Origin of the sequence: Marinobacter sp. SS21 (genome assembly GCF_028369065.1) — a bacterium.
In the GTDB taxonomy this organism is placed as follows: Bacteria; Pseudomonadota; Gammaproteobacteria; order Pseudomonadales; family Oleiphilaceae; genus Marinobacter.
The window spans coordinates 41,008-60,868 of sequence record NZ_JAQNDA010000014.1; the positions used below are offsets into that span (position 1 = coordinate 41,008).

The following is a 19,861-nucleotide window of genomic DNA, read 5'->3' on the forward strand; positions in this document are numbered from 1 at the left end:
GCTGGAGCGGAAATGACAAATAGACGGGGCGGCCAGCCGAACTAACGACTGGCTCGCTGGATATAGTGTTCCGGGTTCTGGGGCCGACCGTCACGGAGCACTTCGAAATGGACATGGGGGCCAGTGGAACGGCCGGTACTTCCCATCAGCGCAACCACCTGCCCCTTCTGGACAATGTCGCCGACATTCACTGCGATGGTCTTGCAGTGGGCGTAACGGGTCACCAAACCATCCCCATGATCGATTTCCACCAGATTGCCATAACCATGGCGATCGTCGGCATAAGTAACGACCCCGGCAGCCACAGCAATGATATCGCTGCCCTCCTTGCCGGCAAGATCCACCCCAGCGTGCCAGGTACGGCGGCCGTTAAACGGATCCGAGCGATAACCGTAACGGGAAGACAGCCAACCCCAGGTGATGGGGCGTCCCGCCACAAATCGGTCATCTTCCATCTGCTTGCGGGAAATGAGAGAGTCCAGCAGTCGCAGCTGCTGCTCGCGATCGCCAATGCGGGCCTCAAGTTCGGCAATCATGTCGCTCAGTGCCGGCGTGGTATAGGATTCCCCCGGCAGCGCATCCTCAGGCCCCCCGACCGCTGCGGGCTGATCAAAATCGAATTCATCGCTGGCGATCAGGCCCGACTCCACGAACCGCTGCCCCATGGCATCCAGCCGTAGCAGACGACCCTGCATTTCCCCCAGCCGCAGGGTCAGCGCATCCACCTGCTGACGGCTTAAGGTCTCCAGATTCGCCAGCTGCTCCCGCTGCTGCAATAAACGCTGCTGCCAGACCTCGACCACCAATGGGGTCAGCTCGGCGCGATTTTCAACCTCGGCGCCCTGGGCCGCCCGGTACGCCAACCAGGCCGAAACACTCGCCACTGCCGCAATAAGGCAGACGAAGAGCAGCGCCAAAGGCAATGTCACTGGAAGCACACGGGACTGGCCGTGCTTCTTACCAACTAGAATGATGTTCATATTGTGTTCAGGGTTCATCCAGAGCCGCCCCAGCATCCGCGTAGTCGAGCATCTCCTGCGATCCCATAGGACCTGCCAGCCATCCAGTGCCAGATACGGGGATCCCTTCCCCGACGACTCGATCTTGGGCAGCATGTACCTTTTATTGTTTAAAAAAAGGTGCATCCTGTAGGCAACGACCACAAAATAAGATAAGAATCAGCCGACACCTTGAATACACTCCCGGCAATCAATATTACATGAGTGTAATGAAGTGCCTACTGAATAAACGTGCCCAAGTGTAACCAATCGTTACTATCGCCGTCGAGTATAGGTTTTTTCATGAAACAGAAACCCAGTTTGCGCCTGACTCCCGAAAGCAGCCGCCCGGCGTCGACGCTCAACGACCTGCTCAGCAAAGCTCAGCTTCATGCCCATGCCGAAAGGGCGGTGCTTAGCGCGATTCCTGCCATGCTGAAAAGCCGGATTCGTTTTGTCAGCTTTCACGACGGCGAACTCACCCTGAGCGCGGAGAACGCCACCATCGCCAGCCAGCTACGCTACCGCCAGCATGAGGTGTTGGAAGCTCTGCGACAGCAAGATCCTTTCCGGTTCGCCTGGAAGCTTACCGTCAAGGTCCGTCCGGCGCGTCACCAACGCAGCCGGTCCCGAACCATGCAACCGCTCAGCAACGAAAATGCCCGGCTCCTCAAAGAGGAAGCCGGGCACACGAAGGATAAAAAACTACGCGAGGTTCTCGAAAAACTCGCAAGCCATGCGCGGGATTAAGTCGTCCTGACTTAAGCTTGCGCGGCCAACACAGGCTTCAGGTAAGAAATGGGCGCCGTCGCTTCATCATCGAAGGTCACAACCTCCCAGGCGTCTTCCTCGGCAATCAGCTTGCGCAACAACTTGTTGTTCAGGTCATGGCCAGATTTCACGCCACGGAATTCACCAATCAGACTGTTACCCAGCAAGTACAGGTCGCCAATGGCATCCAACACCTTGTGCTTGACGAACTCATCGTCGTAGCGCAGGCCATCTTCGTTGAGAATCTTGTAATCATCCACAACGATGGCGTTGTCCACACTTCCGCCCAGGGCCAGGTTCATAGCACGCAACTTCTCGATATCGCGCATGAAGCCAAAGGTACGGGCGCGACTGACTTCTTTGACGAACGAGGTGCTGGAGAAGTCGACCGACGCTGTCTGCGCGCGCCCCTTGAACACCGGGTGGTCGAAATCAATGCCGAAGCTCACCTTGAAGCCTTCAAACGGCAGGAAGGTAGCCTTCTTGTCGCCCTCTTCCACAGTCACTTCCCGCTTGATGCGGATAAACCGCTTGGCGGAGTCCTGCTCGGCAATACCGGCAGACTGCAGCAAAAAGACGAAAGGTCCTGCACTGCCGTCCATGATCGGCACTTCGGCGGCACTCAGTTCGACGTAGCAGTTGTCGATGCCCAGCCCAGCCATAGCGGACAGCAGGTGCTCGACCGTAGCCACACGAACGCCGTCCTTGACCAAGGTGGTGGACAACATGGTTTCGCCAACGTTCTCGGCACGGGCCTGGATCTCCACAACCGGTTCGAGGTCCGTTCGTCGGAACACAATGCCGGAATCCACCGGTGCCGGCTTCAGCGTGAGGTAGACTTTCTCACCCGAATGCAAGCCCACTCCAGTGGCTCGGATGGTGTTTTTGAGGGTCCGTTGTCTGATCATTGGCACATTTACCCGTAACAAAAAGTAGATATCTTCTGGGCAGAAAAAATTTGGCCAGAGGATACCAGAGAACGTAACTGAATACCATTTAACCAACCTGGCAACGCCAGACCGTGGCCCAGTTAACCCATATTACCTCAGCAACACTCTGCAAGCGTTGACCCTGCTGACCAGCAACAGAAGCGCCTAACGCCGGTTACCGCCAGACTATCAGTCAGCCTGGCGGCGGAGGAATGCGGGAATATCGAGATAGTCGACACTCTGTTCCTCACTCTCCTTGCTTTGGTCAAGGGCAACATTGCCATTGGTAACCGCGCGACGACGCAGTACCGCCGGACGATCCAGCTGATGGTAATCGGTGGTGCCGTCCAGGGTGCGGGAGTTATCCACCACCTTGGTTGGCTTGTCGCGTTCTCCACCCAGACCGGTGGCCACAACCGTCACCTTCAGCTCGTCGGTCATCTCCGGATCGATAACGGTACCCACCACCACCGTGGCGGTATCCGATGCGAATTCGCGCACGATGTCGCCCACTTCGGAGAACTCGCCCAGGTTCAGGTCCATGCCCGCGGTAATATTGACCAGAATACCCTTGGCGCCCTGAAGGTTGATGTCTTCGAGCAGCGGACTGCGGATCGCGGCTTCGGCAGCTTCCTGGGCCCGGTTCTCGCCGGAGGCCCGGGCGGTGCCCATCATCGCCATACCCATCTCGGACATAACCGTCTTCACGTCGGCAAAGTCGACGTTGATCATACCGTTACGGGTGATCAGGTCGGCAATGCCCTGGACCGCGCCCAGCAGCACATCGTTGGCCGCGGCAAAGGCGTCCAGCAGGCTGGTTTTCTTACCCATGACGGCCAGCAGTTTTTCGTTGGGAATGGTAATCAGCGAATCAACGCATTCCTCGAGGTCCTTCAATCCGGACTCCGCCACGCTCATTCGCTTGCCACCTTCAAATATGAACGGCTTGGTTACCACCGCCACGGTCAGGATGCCCATTTCACGGGCCACATCGGCGACGATGGGAGCCGCACCGGTACCGGTACCACCACCCATGCCCGCGGTAATGAACACCATGTCCGCACCCTGCAGGGCCTCGGAAATCCGGTCCCGATCCTCCAGGGCGGACTGTCGACCCACTTCGGGGTTCGCACCGGCTCCCAGGCCTTTGGTGATGTTTCCGCCGAGCTGAATGACCTGGCGGGCCTCAAGGTCGGTCAGGGCCTGAGCATCGGTGTTCGCACAGATGAACTCCACCCCTTCGATGTCGCTGCTGAGCATGTGACGCACGGCGTTGCCGCCACCACCGCCTACACCGACGACTTTGATCACAGCGTTTTGCTGGACGTTATCGACTAGTTCAAACATTTTCCCCTACTCCTTCGTGCGATGATCAGCCTGTCCCGGCTGATTTTTTGAGTCTTCAGTTTTCGAGATACCTTCGTTAACGCGCCGGCCTGGGGCCGGTTACTGCCCTGGTTACCTAGAAATTGCCGGTGAACCAGTTTTTCATGCGCTCCACCAGTGAGACTGGTTCCTCGCCTTTGAGCACAGGCTCTACCCCCAGATCCATCTGGCGGAAGCCATAGATCAGCAACCCAACGCCGGTGGCGTAAATCGGATTGTTGACCACCTCCGTCATACCGGAGACGGCCTGCGGACAGGCCAGCCGAACCGGCATGTGGAAGATTTCCTCGGCCAGCTCCACCACACCTTCCATGGTGGAAGAGCCGCCGGTAATCACCACCCCTGCGGGGATCAATTCCTCAAACCCTGAGCGGCGCAATTCGGACTGCACCAGAGTGAACAGTTCCTCGTAGCGCGGCTCCACCACCTCGGCCAGGGCCTGGCGCGACAGATCCCGGGGCGCCCGGTCGCCAACGCTGGGCACCTTGATGGTTTCATCGGCGCCGGCCAACTGGGTCAGGGCACAGGCATACTTGATTTTGATTTCCTCGGCGTTCTGAGTCGGGGTCCGCAACGCCATGGCTATGTCGTTGGTCACCTGGTCACCGGCGATGGGAATCACCGCGGTATGGCGAATGGCGCCGCCGGTGAACACCGCAATATCGGTGGTGCCACCACCGATATCCACCACACAGACCCCCAGCTCTTTCTCATCCTCAGTCAGTACGGCGTAGCTGGACGCCAACTGTTCGAGAATGATGTCATCGACGTCCAGACCGCACCGGCGAACACACTTTTCGATGTTCTGAGCGGCATTGACGGCACAGGTCACCAGGTGCACCTTGGCTTCCAACCGCACGCCGGACATGCCCATCGGCTCCTTGATGCCCTCCTGGTTATCGATAACGAACTCCTGGGGCAGGATATGCAGCACTTTCTGGTCAGCCGGAATGGCAACCGCCTGGGCGGCATCAATGACCCGGTCGATATCGGCCTGGGTGACCTCCCGGTCGCGGATGGCGACGATGCCATGGGAGTTCAGGCTCTTGATATGGCTGCCCGCGATGCCGGCGTAGACCGAATGAATCCGGCAGCCTGCCATCAACTCGGCCTCCTCGACCGCACGCTGAATCGCCTGAACGGTGGTTTCAATATTCACCACCACACCCCGTTTCAGACCACGGGAGGGGTGTGATCCGATCCCGACAACTTCGATGGTGCCGTCCAACTTTCGCTTGCCGACAATCGCCACTACTTTCGAAGTGCCGATATCGAGGCCGACAATCATGTTTTCCGTATCAACCGATGACATGTGTTTCACCAAAACGTGGTTCTAAATTGCGTCTATGATTTATTGCCCGATGTCTCGTCCAGCGGCTTCCACTGAACCGCCACACCGTTGCTATAACGGGCATCAATCCGTTGTACCTCACCCGCTCGTGTTGCCAGGCGTTCCTGATACACGGTGATGAAGCGTTCAAAGCGTTGCTCTACCTGGTCCCGCCCCAGCGATACTTCGATGCCGTTGGCCAGGGTCAGGGTCCAGGCTCCGCGAGGCTCGAGGGTCAGGCCTGCAAAACCCAACTCCCGTTGTGCCAGCACTTCGGCCATGCCCCGGGCCATATCGATGACGTCTCGCACCCGGTCGTCGGGGCCGGCCAGATGCGGTAAGCGACCGGCCACGTCCCGATTCGGTGGCGCAAAGAGCTGGCCTGAGCGACTGACCAGCTGACCATGGTTCCAGAACGCCAGCGGCTTCTTCTCCCGAACCTCCACCAGCAGCCGGTCTGGCCAGATTCGACGTACCGCCGCACTGGCGATCCAGGGCCGTTGCTCGAGAGCCGTCTTCACGTCCGCCAGGTCGGTGGCGAAGAAGCTGCGGCCGACCCATTTACTGACTTGACGCTCCAGGTCGGTCTGGCTTTCACCCACCAACTCTCCGCGCACATCAATGGCCATGATCTGGCGGTCCATGGTGTTCAGCACTTCACCCGCGCCCCAGGGCACCAGGGCGGCCAGCGTCACCACCACGGCGCCGAGGCCCACCTGCATCCACGGCAGCGCCTCCCAAAGGGCGCGGAACGGATTGAACCGTTCACCATCCGGCTCCAGGGAGGTTGCCCCCCGTCGCCGTGGCGGCTCGGGGGGTATGGCGCGCCCGCGCACCAGTACCCGATCAAGCATCTCAGCCCTCCAAGGTGTCGCGCAGGATGCGCACCACCAGCTCCTCAAAACTGATACCCGCGGCTCTGGCCGCCATGGGCACCAGACTGTGATCCGTCATGCCCGGCGACGTGTTCACCTCCAGCAACCAGAAGCCTCCGTCCTCGTCCTGCATCACGTCTACCCGGCCCCAGGTGCGACAGCCCAGAACCTGGAACGCGTTCACCGCCAGATGCTGCAGTTCAAGCTCCAGATCCGGCGCCAGGCCACAAGGAATGCGGTACTGGGTATCGTCCGTCAGGTACTTGGCGTCGTAGTCATAAAACTCATGATCGGTACTCAGGCCGATGGCCGGCAGCGCCCGCCCCTGGAGCACGCTGACGGTAAATTCCGGCCCCTCGATCCACTCCTCCACCAGCACCAGCGAGTCGTGTTCGCTGGCATTCCGGTAGGCTCGAATCAGCTCGTCCCGGCTGGTCACCTTGAAGATTCCGATGCTGGAGCCTTCGCGGGACGGCTTGACGCTCAGCGGCAACGACAGCGCAGCCAACACCTCATCCGCCTCGTCCAGGGACGCCATCGCCCGGAACTTTGGAGTCGGCAGTCCGCAGCCCTCGAACACGTACTTGGTCCGCAACTTGTCCATGGCCAGGGCCGATGCCAGAACCTCACTGCCGGTATAGGGGATTCCGGCCTGGGCCAGGATAGCCTGCAGCGTGCCGTCTTCACCGCCACGGCCATGCAACGCTATAAACACCCGATCGAATTCCGGCTCCTTGACGGTTTCCAGCAAGCAGCCCTGAACATCGACACCGTAGGCGTCCACACCGGCAGACTGCAGGGCACTGACCACGGCGGCACCGCTTTTCAGCGACACCGCACGCTCCGCGGAATCTCCGCCCATAAACACGGCTACCCGCCCCAATGCCTGTCGGGTGTCGCCATCGACCCGGTATACCTGCTCGCTCATCTCACTCACTTGCAATTACCCCCGCGGCGGCCAGTCGCGCGGCTACTCCGCCAATATCGCCGGCTCCCTGCGTGATCAGCAGGTCGCCATCCTGCAGCACGCCCGCCAGCAGTTGTTCAACGTGTTCGTTGCTCTCCACGAATACCGGTTCGAGCTTGCCTCGCTGACGGATACTTCGGCACAGGGCCCGTCCGTCGGCTCCCGGTACGGCGGGCTCTCCCGCGGCGTAGACCTCCATCAGCAGCAGGCCATCGACTTCCGACAGCACTCGGACGAAGTCTTCGTAGAGATCACGGGTACGACTGTAACGATGGGGCTGATACAACATCACCAAGCGGCGGCCGGGATAGGCCTCCCGTGCTGCCTTGATCACCGCCTCGACTTCGGTGGGATGGTGGCCGTAATCGTCCACCAACGTCACGTTGCCATTCCTGGTCTGATAATCGCCGTAGACCTGGAAGCGCCGGCCGACGCCGGCGAATCCCGCCAAGCCACGACAGATGGCAGCATCATCCACACCCTCATCGGTGGCCACCGCGATGGCCGCCAGGGCGTTGAGCACGTTGTGCCGCCCCGGCATTTTCAGCTCCACCTTCAGGTCAGCCCGTCCGCCCGGACGCTTGACGACAAAGCGACTACACAGGCCGTCGAATTGAATTTGCTCAGCCCGATAATCGGCCTCGAGGTTATCGATGCCATAGGTGATGATCGCTCGGGAGATCTTCGGGATGACTTCCTGGACATAGGCATCGTCCACACACATCACGGCGACGCCGTAGAACGGCAAGTTGTGCAGAAAGTCGATAAAGGTCTGCTTGAGCTTCCCCACATCGCCGCCATAGGTATCCATGTGATCGGCTTCGATGTTGGTCACCACCGAAATCACCGGCGTCAGATGCAGGAACGACGCATCGCTCTCGTCCGCTTCCGCAACCAGGTAACGCGAACCGCCCAATTGGGCATTGGTGCCAGCGCTGTTGAGTTTGCCACCGATCACGAAGGTGGGATCGAGCCCGGCCTCGCCAAGAATCGAGGCAATCAGGCTGGTGGTCGTGGTCTTGCCGTGGGTTCCAGCCACCGCTATGCCATGCCGGTAACGCATGATTTCCGCCAACATCTCGGCTCGGGGCACGATGGGCGCCCGGCGCGCACGCGCGGCCGCCACTTCCGGATTGTCCTGGGCCACCGCAGTGGACACCACCACCACATCGGCCTGCGCGCTGTTTTGCTCGGCATGGCCAATAAACACCTGGACGCCAAGGGCGCTCAGGCGGTCGGTCACCGCACTGTGACGAATGTCGGAACCGGACACGTCATAGCCCTGATTCTTCAGAACCTCGGCAATTCCACTCATGCCGGCGCCACCGATACCCACGAAATGGATATTGCGGATCCGGCGCATCTCGGGCACTTGGTACACCAGCGGTGGATTGGTCATCTCAGGCATTCGCCGCCTCCAGACAGTAATTCACAACTCTCTCCGTTGCGTCAGGACGAGCCAGAGAGCGGGCCGCCTGCGCCATGTTGGTTATCCGCTGCCGGTCACTGCAGAGCTCGGCCAGGGTATCGGCCAGTAACTCCGCGCTCAGCCGTTGCTGAGGGATCAGGATTGCAGCTTGGGCTGCCACCATCTGCTGACCGTTGCGGGTTTGATGATCATCCACGGCATGGGGAAACGGCACCAGAATCGCCCCCACGCCCGCGATACACAGCTCTGACACCGTCAGTGCGCCAGAGCGGCACAGCACCAGATCGGCCCATTCATAGGCCTGAGCCATATCTTCGATAAACGGCTCGATGGTGGCCTCCACGCCCGCTGTCTGATAGGCCTCCCGGGCCAGGTCCAGGTTGCGTTCACCGCTTTGGTGACGCACGATCGGGCGAATGCCGGCGTCGAGCTTGGCCAACGCCTCCGGCACCCGCTGGTTGATCGCCTGGGCACCCAGGCTACCGCCCACCACCAGCATCCGCAGGGGGCCGCTGCGTCCTTCGAAGCGGGAGACCGGCTCGGGAATCCGGGCCAGATCCTGCCGCACCGGATTTCCGGTACAGCGAGTCACTTTCTGGGGACCAAAGCTACCCGGAAACGCTTCCATTACGGTCTTCGCGAATCGAGCCAGGATCCGGTTGGTGAGACCGGCGATGGCATTCTGTTCGTGTACCAGCAGAGGGGTCCTGGTCAACCAGGCCGCCAGACCGCCGGGACCGGTGACAAAGCCCCCCATTCCAATGACGCAGTCGGGCTTCAGGCTGCGCACGATCGCCAACGCCTGCACCAGCGCCCGGGTAAGCCTGAACGGGGCAGCCAGTAACGCCAACCGGCCCTTTCCTCGGAGCCCGGATACCGCAATCAGTGATAGCGGGATGTCGGTTGCACCGAGCAGCCGTTCCTCCATACCGCCCCGGGAGCCCAGCCAGTAAACCTCATGCCCCTTCTCCTGCAACATGCGCGCCGTGGCCAGAGCAGGAAACACATGGCCGCCGGTGCCGCCGGCCATAATCAGGAAGCGTTTAGTCGTCATAGGACGCACCTCCTGCAGACTTTACTGTCGTACCCGCGGCGGCCTGCTCCAGCTGATCCGAGCGCTCCATTTCCACCCGGGCCAGAATCCCAATACAGACACAGGTCACCATCAGGCTGGAGCCGCCGTAACTCATTAATGGCAGGGTCAGTCCCTTGGTCGGCAGCAGCCCGGTGTTCACGCCGATGTTGATGGTCGCCTGGAGCCCAATCAGCAGCGATATGCCGTAGGAAAAACAGGCACCGAAGGTCATGCCGGCCTTTTCGGCCTTGCGCGCGATGGCAAACCCCGACAACACCAGCAGCGTCAGCAAGGCCAGCACCAGCAGCGAGCCCAACAGACCAAACTCCTCCGCCACGATGGCAAAAATAAAATCGGTATGGGCCTCGGGCAGGTAGAACAGTTTCTGAATCGAGTTGCCGAGCCCCACCCCGGCCCAGTCGCCACGCCCGAAAGCAATCAGCGACTGGGTGAGCTGGTAACCGGTATCAAACTGGTCCTTCCACGGGTCCAGGTAACTGACCACCCGCTTCAGACGGTAGGGCTGGGTCACCACCAGGGCGACTCCGACCACCACGCAAACGGCAATCAATGGCAGGAAGCGGCTGAGTCGAACGCCACTCAAGAAGATCATTCCCAGCGCGGCGGCCATCAGCACGACAGTAGCGCCAAAATCCGGCTCGATGACCAGCAGTACCGAGGCGAAGGTCAACACCCCCACCGGCTTGATAAAGCCAGACCAGGTGTTCACCAGTTCGTCCCGACGCCGCACCACGTAACCGGCGAGATAGGCGATCAGGCACAACTTGGCGATCTCCGAGACCTGGACGTTAAAGAGCCCAAAGGGAATCCAGCGCGTCGAGCCGTTGACCGTGCGGCCGAGGGGCGTCAGCACCAGCACCAGCACCAGCAAACCAACGCCGAGCAGCAGCCAGCCGCTGCGTTCCCACCAGGCCAGTGGCACATTGGCCGCGGCCAGCGCCAGAGCACAGCCCAGCGCAGCAAAGATCAGCTGTCGCAGCACATAGTGATAACTGTTGCCAACGGTCTCCGCCGCCATGTCCATCGACGCAGAGGAAATCATGATGATGCCCAACACCAGCAGGGATGCCGCACTGAGCACCAGCCACGGCAACGGCCGGAAGCGGCCAAACAGGCCCTGGTCGAGGCCGAGAGTCGGCGCGGCCGGCATCACAACGCCTCCACCTGGCGCCGAAACTGGTCGCCGCGGTCGAGGTAATCCCGGAACATATCGAAGCTCGCACAGGCCGGGGACAACAGCACCCGGTCACCAGGCTCGGCGATAGCCGCAGCTCTGCGCACGGCCTCGGCCAAGCTGCCTACAGTGAGGCATTCAACCTCCGCCGGTACGATTTGACCCAGCCGGTCGGCATCGGCGCCCATCAGTACCACCGCCCGACAATGGGCAGCCGCCGGTTTGCTCAATGGTGCGAAATCCGCGCCCTTGCCATCGCCACCGGCAATCAGCACGATGCGTCCGTCACGGGGGGCCAGACTTTCCAGCGCGGCCACCGTCGCGCCCACATTCGTTCCCTTGGAATCATTGATGTAGTCAACGCCCTCGACTCGCCGCACAAACTCGCAGCGATGGGGCAGGCCTCGAAACTGCTGGGCCACCGCCAGCATGGCCGCCATCGGCAAGCCGGCAGCACGGCCCAGAGCCAACGCGGCCATGACATTGCTGACGTTATGCCGGCCCAGCAGGTGCAGGGATTCGCTGAGAATCAGGTTGTCAAAGCCAAAGGTGATCCAGGTACCTTCGTCGTCATCGCGGGTGCTGAAGGTGTCCGGGTTGACCCGATGGAAGCCAAAGCACAAGAACTTCAGGTTATCGCGGGCCATCGGCGTGCTGAGGGCATCGTCCAGATTGATGATGGCATGCTGGCAGCCACGGTAAATCCTTTGCTTGGCCTGGTAGTAATCCATCTTGGATTCGTAACGATCCATGTGGTCGTCGCTGACGTTGAGCACGGTGGCCGCCAGCGCCCCGAGAGTCTCAGTGGTTTCCAGCTGGAAGCTGGACAGTTCCAGCACATACAGCTCAACGGTCTGGTCCAGCAGATCCAGCGCCGGGGTGCCGATATTGCCACCAACGGCGACCCGCACACCGGCCGCCTTGGCCATCTCGCCCACCAGTGTGGTCACAGTGGTTTTGCCGTTGGAACCGGTGATGGCAACGATGGGCGCCTTGGCCGCTTCGCTGAACAGGTCAATGTCACCACGAACGCGGGCGCCCTGCTGGGCCGCTGCCTGGATCGCTGGCAGCGCGATGCTGATACCTGGGCTGACGACCAGCTCGTTAAAGCGACAAAACAGCTCAGCATCGAAATCGCCCAGGTAGACCGGTACGTTTGGCCAGCCGGCCTGCAACTCGGCCAGCCCAGGCGGCGACTGGCGGCTGTCAGCCACCGCGACTTCCCGGCCCTGGGCGCACAGGTATCGCACGCAGGAGAGCCCGGTTTTGCCGAGCCCTACCACCAGTATGCGACGATCCGAAACGATGACTGTCATGGATTACCCGTAACGCCTAGCGAATTTTCAACGTGGACAGGCCCACCAGGACCAGAACCACGGTAATGACCCAAAACCGCACGATCACACGGGGTTCCGGCCAGCCTTTCAGTTCAAAGTGGTGGTGCAACGGCGCCATGCGAAAAATCCGCCGCCCGGTGAGCCGGAACGAAGCCACCTGCAGGATGACCGAGACAGTTTCCATCACGAACACCCCGCCCATAATGAACAGCACCATTTCCTGGCGCACGATCACCGCCACCACACCGAGAGCGGCCCCCAGTGCCAGCGCCCCCACATCGCCCATAAAGACCTGGGCGGGATAGGTGTTGAACCACAAAAACCCAAGCCCGGCTCCCACCAGAGCGCCGCAGAACACAATCAACTCGCCGGTGCCGGGTAAGTGGGGAATGAGCAGGTAATTGGCAAACTGGGCATGGCCGGACAGGTAGGCAAAAATGGCCAACGCACCGGCCACCATGACGGTAGGCATGATGGCCAGGCCATCGAGGCCGTCAGTCAGGTTGACCGCGTTGCTGCTGCCAACAATGACAAAGTACGTCAGGAGGACAAACAGTACCGGCCCCAAGGTGAGCGAAACGTCCTTGAAGAACGGCACAAACAACGAGGTTTCCTGGGGCATGGCGGCACTGTAGTACAACGCCACCGCAGCGATGGCGCCAATAACCGACTGCCAGAAGTATTTCCAGCGCCCGGGCAGGCCGCGGGGGTTCCGCTCCACAACCTTGCGGTAGTCGTCCACCCAGCCAATGGCGCCAAAGAGCAGCGTGACCAGGAGGGTGATCCACACATAGCGATTGCTCAGATCCGCCCACAGCAATGTACTGACGGCAATGGCCACCAGGATCAGCGCCCCGCCCATGGTCGGCGTGCCGGCTTTACTCAAATGGGTTTGCGGGCCATCGTCGCGCACCGCCTGACCGATCTGATACTGGCTGAGCTTGCGAATCATGTACGGCCCGATCAGCAATGAGATCAGCAGCGCAGTCAGGACGCCGAAAATGCCACGCAGCGTCAGGTACTGAAACACCGTAAGGGCAGAAAAATACTGTGAAAGAATCTCTGTCAGCCAGAGCAGCATGAATTGGTCACCTTATCTTTGAATCCTTCCGCCACGCGCTCCATGGCAGAACTGCGAGAACCCTTGAACAGCACAGTGGCCGGGCCCTTGAGTTGCTTTAGTAAATAATCGACGGCCTCTTGGTGGCTGGCGCAAGCGACAGCGCCCTCGCCAAAGCCGGTGAGGTAGTCGTCGCATCCCGCTCCCACGGCCACTAATCGGTCGACCCCCAAAGTCCGGGCAGCAACGCCAATGTCCTGATGCAGACGCCCGGACTCGTTGCCGAGCTCCGCCATGGCGCCCAGACAGGCGACCCGAAGTCCGGGCTGGCCCGCCAGCACCCCAAGCGCCGCCTTCATGGACGTTGGGTTGGCATTGTAGCTGTCATCAATGAGGGTGATGCCGCCAGCCAGTTCAACCGGCTGGAGTCGCCCCTTGACCGGCTGCATGCTCGCCAGCCCCTCGGCGATGGTTGCCGCCGGAATGCCGAGCGCGAAGCTGGCGGCCACCGCCATCAGGGCATTGATGACGTTGTGCTCGCCCAACAGGGACAGTGTCAGATTGCAGTGCCAGCCGCCCGGACCCAAGACCCGGAACCGCTGCTGGCCACGCTGCAGTGCCAAGGCCTCGTGGCGGAAACTGGCGTCTTCGCACTGGCGACCGCTGACGCTCAACACCTGACGATCCCCGGCCCGATCACGCCAGATCGGGAATGCCGGGTCATCCCGGTTCAGCACCATCACGCCACGGTCCTCGACTCCGTCGATCAGCTCACCCTTCGCCACCACGATGTTGTCGTAGCTGCCAAAGCCTTCCAGATGGGCTTCACCGGCGTTGGTGATGATGCCGACCTCCGGCCGGGTCAGCTGGATGGTTTGTGCGATCTCGCCCACACCGCTGGCACCATGCTCGATGACGGCGTACTGGTGCTCCGAGGCGACTCGCAGCAAGGTCAGCGGCACGCCGATGTGATTATTCAGGTTGCCGGCCGTGGCCAGCGTTGATCCGGCCTGGGCGAGAATCGCCGCGACCATTTCCTTTACTGTGGTTTTGCCACTGCTCCCGGTCACCGCGACAAAGCGGGCGTCGCTCTGGGTCCGGTTGCGGGCGGCAAGCTGCCCCAAGGCAACCAGCGTATCGACCACCTTCAACTGAGGCAGTGCCACCGTTCCGTCAACGCGATCAACCACGGCGGCGACCGCACCGGCATCCTGGGCTGCAGCCAGGAACTTGTGACCATCAAAACGCTCGCCCCGCAGGGCAACAAACAGATCGCCGCTCGCCAGGCTGCGAGTATCGGTGGAAACGCCAGTAAACTGCCCCGCGAGCGAAGACGGGACTGCCTCCAGCCAGCCCGCCGCCTCGGCCAGGGAAAATGGCCGAATCATGCCACGCCTCCGTTAAGGTCCAAGGCGTGCCTCACTTGCTCGACATCGCTGAATGGCAGCCGCTGTCCAGCGGCTTCCTGCCAAGACTCATGGCCCTTGCCGGCCACCAGTACCACATCACCCGGCTCGGCCATGGCAATCGCCTGACGAATGGCGGTGGCACGATCATGGATAACGGTGGCACTGCCCGGCTTGGAGAAACCCGCCAGAATGTCCCGGGCAATGTGTTCCGGTGCCTCGCTCCTGGGGTTGTCATCGGTGACGAGCACGACATCCGCCCTCTTTTCTGCCTCTTGCGCCATTTCCGGTCGTTTGCCCGCATCCCGATCTCCACCGCAACCGAATACGCAAATCAGGCGCTTCGCGGCGTGGGGGCGTAACGCGGCCAGGGCATTGGCCAAGGCATCCGGTGTGTGGGCGTAGTCCACGACAACCTGGACACCATTGGCGCCGACAAACGATTCCAACCGCCCCGCCGGAGGCGTCAAACGCTCCACCGCCTGCACCACGCGGGCGACCGGAACGCCCAGGCTCAGTACAACGCCCATGGCCGCCAGCAAGTTGCTGGCATTGAAACTGCCCAGCAGCGGTGCCGACACCTCAAAGCGGCCCCACAAACCATCGATACTGGCCTCGAACCCACCGGCAGTAGGTTGAAAGCGGGTCAACCACAGTTCGGTCTGGGCTTCGTGCAGGCTATAACGCACCCGGTCGCATTTTCCGTCCAGTTGGCCGTAGAGCTGGCGTCCAAACGGATCATCGAAATTGATAACGGCGAAATGCAATTCTTCACGTTCGAACAAACGGGCCTTGGCGGCGCCATAGGCTTCCATGGAGCCGTGATAATCCAGATGGTCCCGAGTCAAATTGGTAAACACCGCCCCTGTCAGCATCAGCTGATCGATCCGTCCCTGGTCCAGTGCATGGGACGACACTTCCATGGCCGCCGCTCGGCCACGCTGACAGCGGATCTGGGCCAGTGCCCGGTTGACCCTGACCACATCGGGAGTGGTGTGACTGGCGGTCTGCATTCGTCCTGGCATGCCGTAGCCCAGCGTGCCAATAACGCCGCAGGGGGTGCCCGTTTCGTTGAGCAATTGGGCAATGTACTGGGTGACCGAGGTCTTGCCATTGGTACCGGTCACGCCGATCACCCGAAGTTGCCGCGAGGGGTGCTCGTAAAATCGATCCGCAATCATGCCCAGTTTGCTCCTGAGCCCCACGACGGGAACCAGCAGCGCACCGTGGTGTTCACGACAGGGCGACGGCGCATCTGCATCCAGCAAGACCACAGAAGCTCCCCGCTCGATGGCGATATTGACGTAATGTGACGCGCTCGTTCGCGCCCCCGGTAAGGCGAGGAAGGCATCACCGGACTGCACTTCCCGGCTGTCCGTCGTCAGGCCGTGGATGGTGACGTCAAAAACCGAAGGCACCTCCACAATGCCGTGTAACAGCGTACTTAGAGATGTGATGCACATAGCGTTATCCCCGCTCTCCGGATCCGCCGGCAGGCCCCGTTGCCTCGCCGATTTCCAGTTCAGGCTTCACATTTAGCAGCCGCAATGCGTCTCCCATGACCCGCGCGAACACCGGGGCGGCGACTTCACCACCGTAGTATTCGCCAGCCTGGGGCGCATCGACGGCCACTACCGTTACGATTCTTGGGTTTTCAATCGGCGCCATACCCGCAAATATCGCCTTGTACTCACTGTCTTCATATCCGTTTTTACCCAGCAGGTGCACCGTCCCGGTCTTGCCGCCGGCAGAATAGAAGCCGGGTTGCGCCTGACGGCCGGTGCCATGCTCAACCACCTCCCGGAGCATGCCGCGAATCTGGGCCGTCACCTGCTCCGACAGCACGCGTTCGCCTACGGGCGGTTCCTCCAGCTTCAGCAAGCTGACCGGGTAACGAATGCCTCCGTTTGCCAGCACCATGTAAGCCTGGGCCAGTTGCAGGGCATTCACACTGATGCCATAGCCATACGACAAAGTCGCCTCTTCCACTGGCCGCCAGCGCGGCGGCGCCGGCAACACGCCGACCGCCTCGCCCGGGAAGCCAATTCCGGTGGCCTGACCCAGCCCCATTCGGAAATACAGATCGCGCACCATGTCGCCACCCAGGTCGTTGGCAATTCGACTGATGCCCACGTTCGACGACTTGGTAATGATGGTGGTCATGTCGATGACCCCGTAATTACGCATGTCTCTGATGGTAAAACGACCGAAGCGCCGGTATCCCGGCGCCGTATCGATGGTGCTGTTCAGGGTGTAGCGACCCGATTCCAGGGCCGCGGCCATGGTGATGGGTTTCATCGGCGACCCGGGTTCGAACAGGTCGGTAATCGCCTTGTTACGCAACCGTTCCGGACTGAGCTGGCTCCGGTCGTTCGGATTGTAGGAGTGCTGGTTGACCATCGCGAGCACTTCGCCGGTGTCTACATCAAGCATCACCAGCGTGCCGCCATGGGCGCTATGGGCCGCCACCACCGCCTTGAGTTCACGGTACGCCAGATACTGCAGCCGCAAATCGATACTCAGGGACAGATCCCGCCCCGGACTGGCGTCACGAATCAGCGACAAGTCGTCGATGACCCGACCGCGGTTATCCTTGAGCACCCGTTTGGCACCCGGCTCGCCCTGCAGCCAGTCGTTAAAGGACAGCTCAATGCCTTCCTGGCCGCGACCATCGATATTGGTAAACCCGACAACGTGGGCCGTCACCTCGCCTGCCGGATAGAATCGCTGGTATTCACGACGGCTGTACAAGCCCGGAATCTGCAGCGCCATTACCTCACGGGCCAGACTGGGCTGCACCTTACGCTGAACATAGATGAAGCGCCGTTCGCTGTAGCGGCGAATGCGACTGCGCAACTCGGCCTCGCTAAGCGCCAGCAACCGGGCTGCGTTGGTCAGGCGGGGGTCGTCTGGATTCATTTCGCTGGGATTGGCCCAGACCGTCTGCACCGGGGTGCTGACCGCCAACGGTTCGCCGTAGCGGTCGGTGACCATGCCCCGGTGAGCGTCCACCGTTTCCACGCGAATGGTGCGGACATCGCCCTGCCGGCGCAGGAACTCCTGGTCCACCACATGCAGGTCAACCAGACGCCAGGCCAATACGCCAACCACAACCAGAAAGACACCCACAACGGAGCCGAACCGCCAGGCCTGGAGCCCAGCTGCCATTCGTTGCAGCCATGTGTGTCGCTGATTCTGGTCCGTCACTCTACTCACCTACCCTGACATCCGCTGATGGGTTACCACAATTGAATGTCGGCGGGTGCCGCTGGCACCAGCACGATGTCCTGCTTGCCGGGCACCACCATACCGAGCTTCTCGGAAGCCTGGTACTCGATCCGGCCATGGGCACTCAATGCACTTTGTTCCAGCAGCAACTGACTCCACTCGCGCTGGTACGCATCCCGCCGCTCCTGGAGTTCCGACAGCTCGTTAAACAGCCCGCGATTGGTATGTGCACTGACCACCACCCCAATGGCGGAGGTAATCAGCACCAACACCAAACCCAGCGAGATCAGCACATCGCGCTGCGCCAAAGCACCAAAAATTCGTCCGGACAGGCGGTAAGCCCGGGACACCCCTTGCCTAAGCCGCTCGGCATTGAGCTTTACAGTCTGGGACTTAACCGGCCGCTCGATGATCACAGCACCCATTTTACGCTCCTTCCCCGATGTAATCTGCGCGCCGCTCCAAGACTCGCATCACGGCACTACGGGATCGCACGTTGTCACTCACTTCCGCCACGTCCGCCTTCATGGCCTTGCCCACCAGCCGATAATCCGAGGCTTCCTCACTCGCAGTTACGGGCACGCCCCTGGGCACCACCGGACCACGGGCCAGATCCCGCATGAATCGTTTCACCATGCGGTCCTCCAGCGAATGAAAACTGATCGCCACCAGCCGCCCACCGGGCGACAGCTGCGCGGCCGAGGCCGCCAACCCTAGCTCCAGGTCTTCCAATTCACGGTTGATGTATATCCGAATTGCCTGAAATGTCCGGGTGGCAGGATGCTTGTGTTTTTCCTTGCGCGGAATGGCCGCACTGACCAACTCAGCCAACTCCCGAGTCCCTTGCAACGGCTCTTCCTGGCGCCGCGCAACGATCGCCCGGGCGATACGACGGGAAAACTTTTCTTCGCCGTAACGCCAGAGCACGTCGGCGATGTCTTTTTCATCCGCCGCAGCAAGCCATTCAGCCGCACTGGGGGACTGCAGGGGATTCATGCGCATATCCAAGGGGCCTTCGCGCATGAAACTGAACCCCCGCGACGCGTCGTCCAACTGCGGGGAGGACACGCCCAGATCCATCAGCACCCCGGCAACGCCGCCATGCCAACCGGAGGCAGCAACCGCCGCCTGTATTTCAGCAAAGGAACCGTGAAACGAGGAAAACCGGACGTCCTCGCCGGCAAGGCGTTCGGCAAAACCTATCGCTTCGGGATCCTTGTCGATGCCAAGCAATCGCCCACGCTGTGACAACCGCTCCAATATTTTGCGACTGTGGCCGCCACGGCCAAAGGTGCAGTCGACATAGTTGCCATCCGGGTCGATCACAAGCTGCTCCACCGCCACGTCCAGAAGCACGGACTGGTGCAACTTCTGACCGTCCGCGCCTCCAGAACGCCGCGGGGTCATAGTGAAAGCGCCTCCATTTCGGGGGGCATCTCGTCATCATCCTCAGATTCATCCAGCCAGGCGAACCAACGCTCCTCGCTCCAAAGCTCCAGCTTCTTACCCTGGCCAACCAACATCAGCTTCTTCTCCAGGTTTGCGAAATTCCGCAGTGTCGGCGGCACCAGAATCCGGCCAGCGCCGTCCAGCTCCAACGGGGTTGCGTACCCGAGCACGATTCGCTGCAACCGACGCACTGCTTTTTTCATGGTGGGCAGCCCATTGAGCTGCTCCTCAACGAGTTTCCACTGGGGTTCCGGGTAGATCAGCAGGCAACGCTCCTCGTCAGCACTTGCCGTCAATACGATGCGACTGCCGCACAGCTGGGCGAGTTCTTCGCGCAGCTTTGCGGGGATCGCCAAGCGACCCTTCGCATCCATATTGATGGCATGACTGCCAAGAAAGTTGCTCATCTATTCCGACTCTGCGTTG

17 protein-coding genes and 1 pseudogene are annotated in these 19,861 nt (G+C 60.9%); 1 reads left to right on the plus strand and 17 read right to left on the minus strand.

Annotated features, from left to right (window positions below; genetic code table 11):
- Positions 1 to 41: 41 nt before the first annotated feature.
- Positions 42 to 980, minus strand: a complete 939-nt coding sequence (locus tag N6L25_RS16045; protein ID WP_271982276.1) for a M23 family metallopeptidase — start codon at positions 978 to 980, stop codon at positions 42 to 44.
- Positions 981 to 1,301: 321 nt separating this feature from the next.
- Here N6L25_RS16045 and N6L25_RS16050 point away from each other — a divergent pair, with 321 nt between their 5' ends.
- Entirely contained in the window at positions 1,302 to 1,748 is a 447-nt protein-coding gene (locus N6L25_RS16050; RefSeq protein WP_271982278.1) for a DciA family protein, read from the plus strand.
- 11 nt (positions 1,749 to 1,759) lie between these two features.
- On the opposite strand, the gene lpxC is transcribed toward N6L25_RS16050, so the two are convergent.
- From lpxC to mraZ, 16 genes and pseudogenes are all read right to left on the minus strand, one after another.
- Positions 1,760 to 2,677 carry a UDP-3-O-acyl-N-acetylglucosamine deacetylase gene (gene lpxC / locus N6L25_RS16055; RefSeq protein ID WP_271982280.1) on the minus strand — a complete coding sequence of 306 codons (918 nt, stop codon included), beginning with the start codon at positions 2,675 to 2,677 and terminating at the stop codon, positions 1,760 to 1,762.
- Positions 2,678 to 3,058: 381 nt separating this feature from the next.
- A pseudogene (gene ftsZ / locus N6L25_RS16060) lies at positions 3,059 to 4,045 on the minus strand (cell division protein FtsZ); the annotation flags it as partial.
- Positions 4,046 to 4,160: 115 nt separating this feature from the next.
- The gene (ftsA, locus tag N6L25_RS16065; protein ID WP_271982285.1) at positions 4,161 to 5,396 is read right to left on the minus strand and encodes a cell division protein FtsA; all 1,236 of its coding nucleotides are present in this window, start codon (positions 5,394 to 5,396) and stop codon (positions 4,161 to 4,163) included.
- A 32-nt stretch (positions 5,397 to 5,428) separates the two neighbouring features.
- On the minus strand, positions 5,429 to 6,268 hold the full coding sequence (locus N6L25_RS16070; protein ID WP_271982287.1) for a cell division protein FtsQ/DivIB: 840 nt from the start codon (positions 6,266 to 6,268) through the stop codon (positions 5,429 to 5,431).
- Between the two features lies 1 nt (position 6,269).
- Entirely contained in the window at positions 6,270 to 7,217 is a 948-nt protein-coding gene (locus N6L25_RS16075; RefSeq protein WP_271982289.1) for a D-alanine--D-alanine ligase, read from the minus strand.
- Between the two features lies 1 nt (position 7,218).
- On the minus strand, positions 7,219 to 8,664 hold the full coding sequence (gene murC, locus N6L25_RS16080; RefSeq protein ID WP_271982292.1) for a UDP-N-acetylmuramate--L-alanine ligase: 1,446 nt from the start codon (positions 8,662 to 8,664) through the stop codon (positions 7,219 to 7,221).
- The gene (gene murG, locus N6L25_RS16085; protein ID WP_271982295.1) at positions 8,657 to 9,739 is read right to left on the minus strand and encodes an undecaprenyldiphospho-muramoylpentapeptide beta-N-acetylglucosaminyltransferase; all 1,083 of its coding nucleotides are present in this window, start codon (positions 9,737 to 9,739) and stop codon (positions 8,657 to 8,659) included. Before murG ends, murC begins: the two co-directional genes overlap by 8 nt.
- Positions 9,729 to 10,931 (minus strand): putative lipid II flippase FtsW, encoded by a 1,203-nt coding sequence (ftsW, locus tag N6L25_RS16090; RefSeq protein ID WP_271982299.1) that lies wholly within the window; start codon positions 10,929 to 10,931, stop codon positions 9,729 to 9,731. Before ftsW ends, murG begins: the two co-directional genes overlap by 11 nt.
- Positions 10,931 to 12,271 (minus strand): UDP-N-acetylmuramoyl-L-alanine--D-glutamate ligase, encoded by a 1,341-nt coding sequence (gene murD, locus N6L25_RS16095; protein ID WP_271982301.1) that lies wholly within the window; start codon positions 12,269 to 12,271, stop codon positions 10,931 to 10,933. The genes ftsW and murD overlap by 1 nt, the downstream gene beginning before the upstream one ends.
- Before the next feature lie 16 nt (positions 12,272 to 12,287).
- Positions 12,288 to 13,373, minus strand: a complete 1,086-nt coding sequence (gene mraY / locus N6L25_RS16100; protein WP_271982303.1) for a phospho-N-acetylmuramoyl-pentapeptide-transferase — start codon at positions 13,371 to 13,373, stop codon at positions 12,288 to 12,290.
- Positions 13,358 to 14,740 (minus strand): UDP-N-acetylmuramoyl-tripeptide--D-alanyl-D-alanine ligase, encoded by a 1,383-nt coding sequence (locus tag N6L25_RS16105; RefSeq protein ID WP_271982306.1) that lies wholly within the window; start codon positions 14,738 to 14,740, stop codon positions 13,358 to 13,360. Before N6L25_RS16105 ends, mraY begins: the two co-directional genes overlap by 16 nt.
- Positions 14,737 to 16,221 carry a UDP-N-acetylmuramoyl-L-alanyl-D-glutamate--2,6-diaminopimelate ligase gene (locus N6L25_RS16110; protein ID WP_271982309.1) on the minus strand — a complete coding sequence of 495 codons (1,485 nt, stop codon included), beginning with the start codon at positions 16,219 to 16,221 and terminating at the stop codon, positions 14,737 to 14,739. Before N6L25_RS16110 ends, N6L25_RS16105 begins: the two co-directional genes overlap by 4 nt.
- 4 nt (positions 16,222 to 16,225) lie before the next feature.
- On the minus strand, positions 16,226 to 17,926 hold the full coding sequence (locus N6L25_RS16115) for a peptidoglycan D,D-transpeptidase FtsI family protein (RefSeq protein WP_271982312.1): 1,701 nt from the start codon (positions 17,924 to 17,926) through the stop codon (positions 16,226 to 16,228).
- Between the two features lie 71 nt (positions 17,927 to 17,997).
- Positions 17,998 to 18,411 (minus strand): cell division protein FtsL, encoded by a 414-nt coding sequence (gene ftsL, locus N6L25_RS16120; RefSeq protein WP_271982314.1) that lies wholly within the window; start codon positions 18,409 to 18,411, stop codon positions 17,998 to 18,000.
- Between the two features lies 1 nt (position 18,412).
- On the minus strand, positions 18,413 to 19,393 hold the full coding sequence (gene rsmH / locus N6L25_RS16125) for a 16S rRNA (cytosine(1402)-N(4))-methyltransferase RsmH (protein WP_271982317.1): 981 nt from the start codon (positions 19,391 to 19,393) through the stop codon (positions 18,413 to 18,415).
- Complete coding sequence (gene mraZ / locus N6L25_RS16130) at positions 19,390 to 19,842, minus strand: division/cell wall cluster transcriptional repressor MraZ (RefSeq protein ID WP_271982320.1); 453 nt, start codon at positions 19,840 to 19,842, stop codon at positions 19,390 to 19,392. The genes rsmH and mraZ overlap by 4 nt, the downstream gene beginning before the upstream one ends.
- Positions 19,843 to 19,861 lie beyond the last annotated feature (19 nt).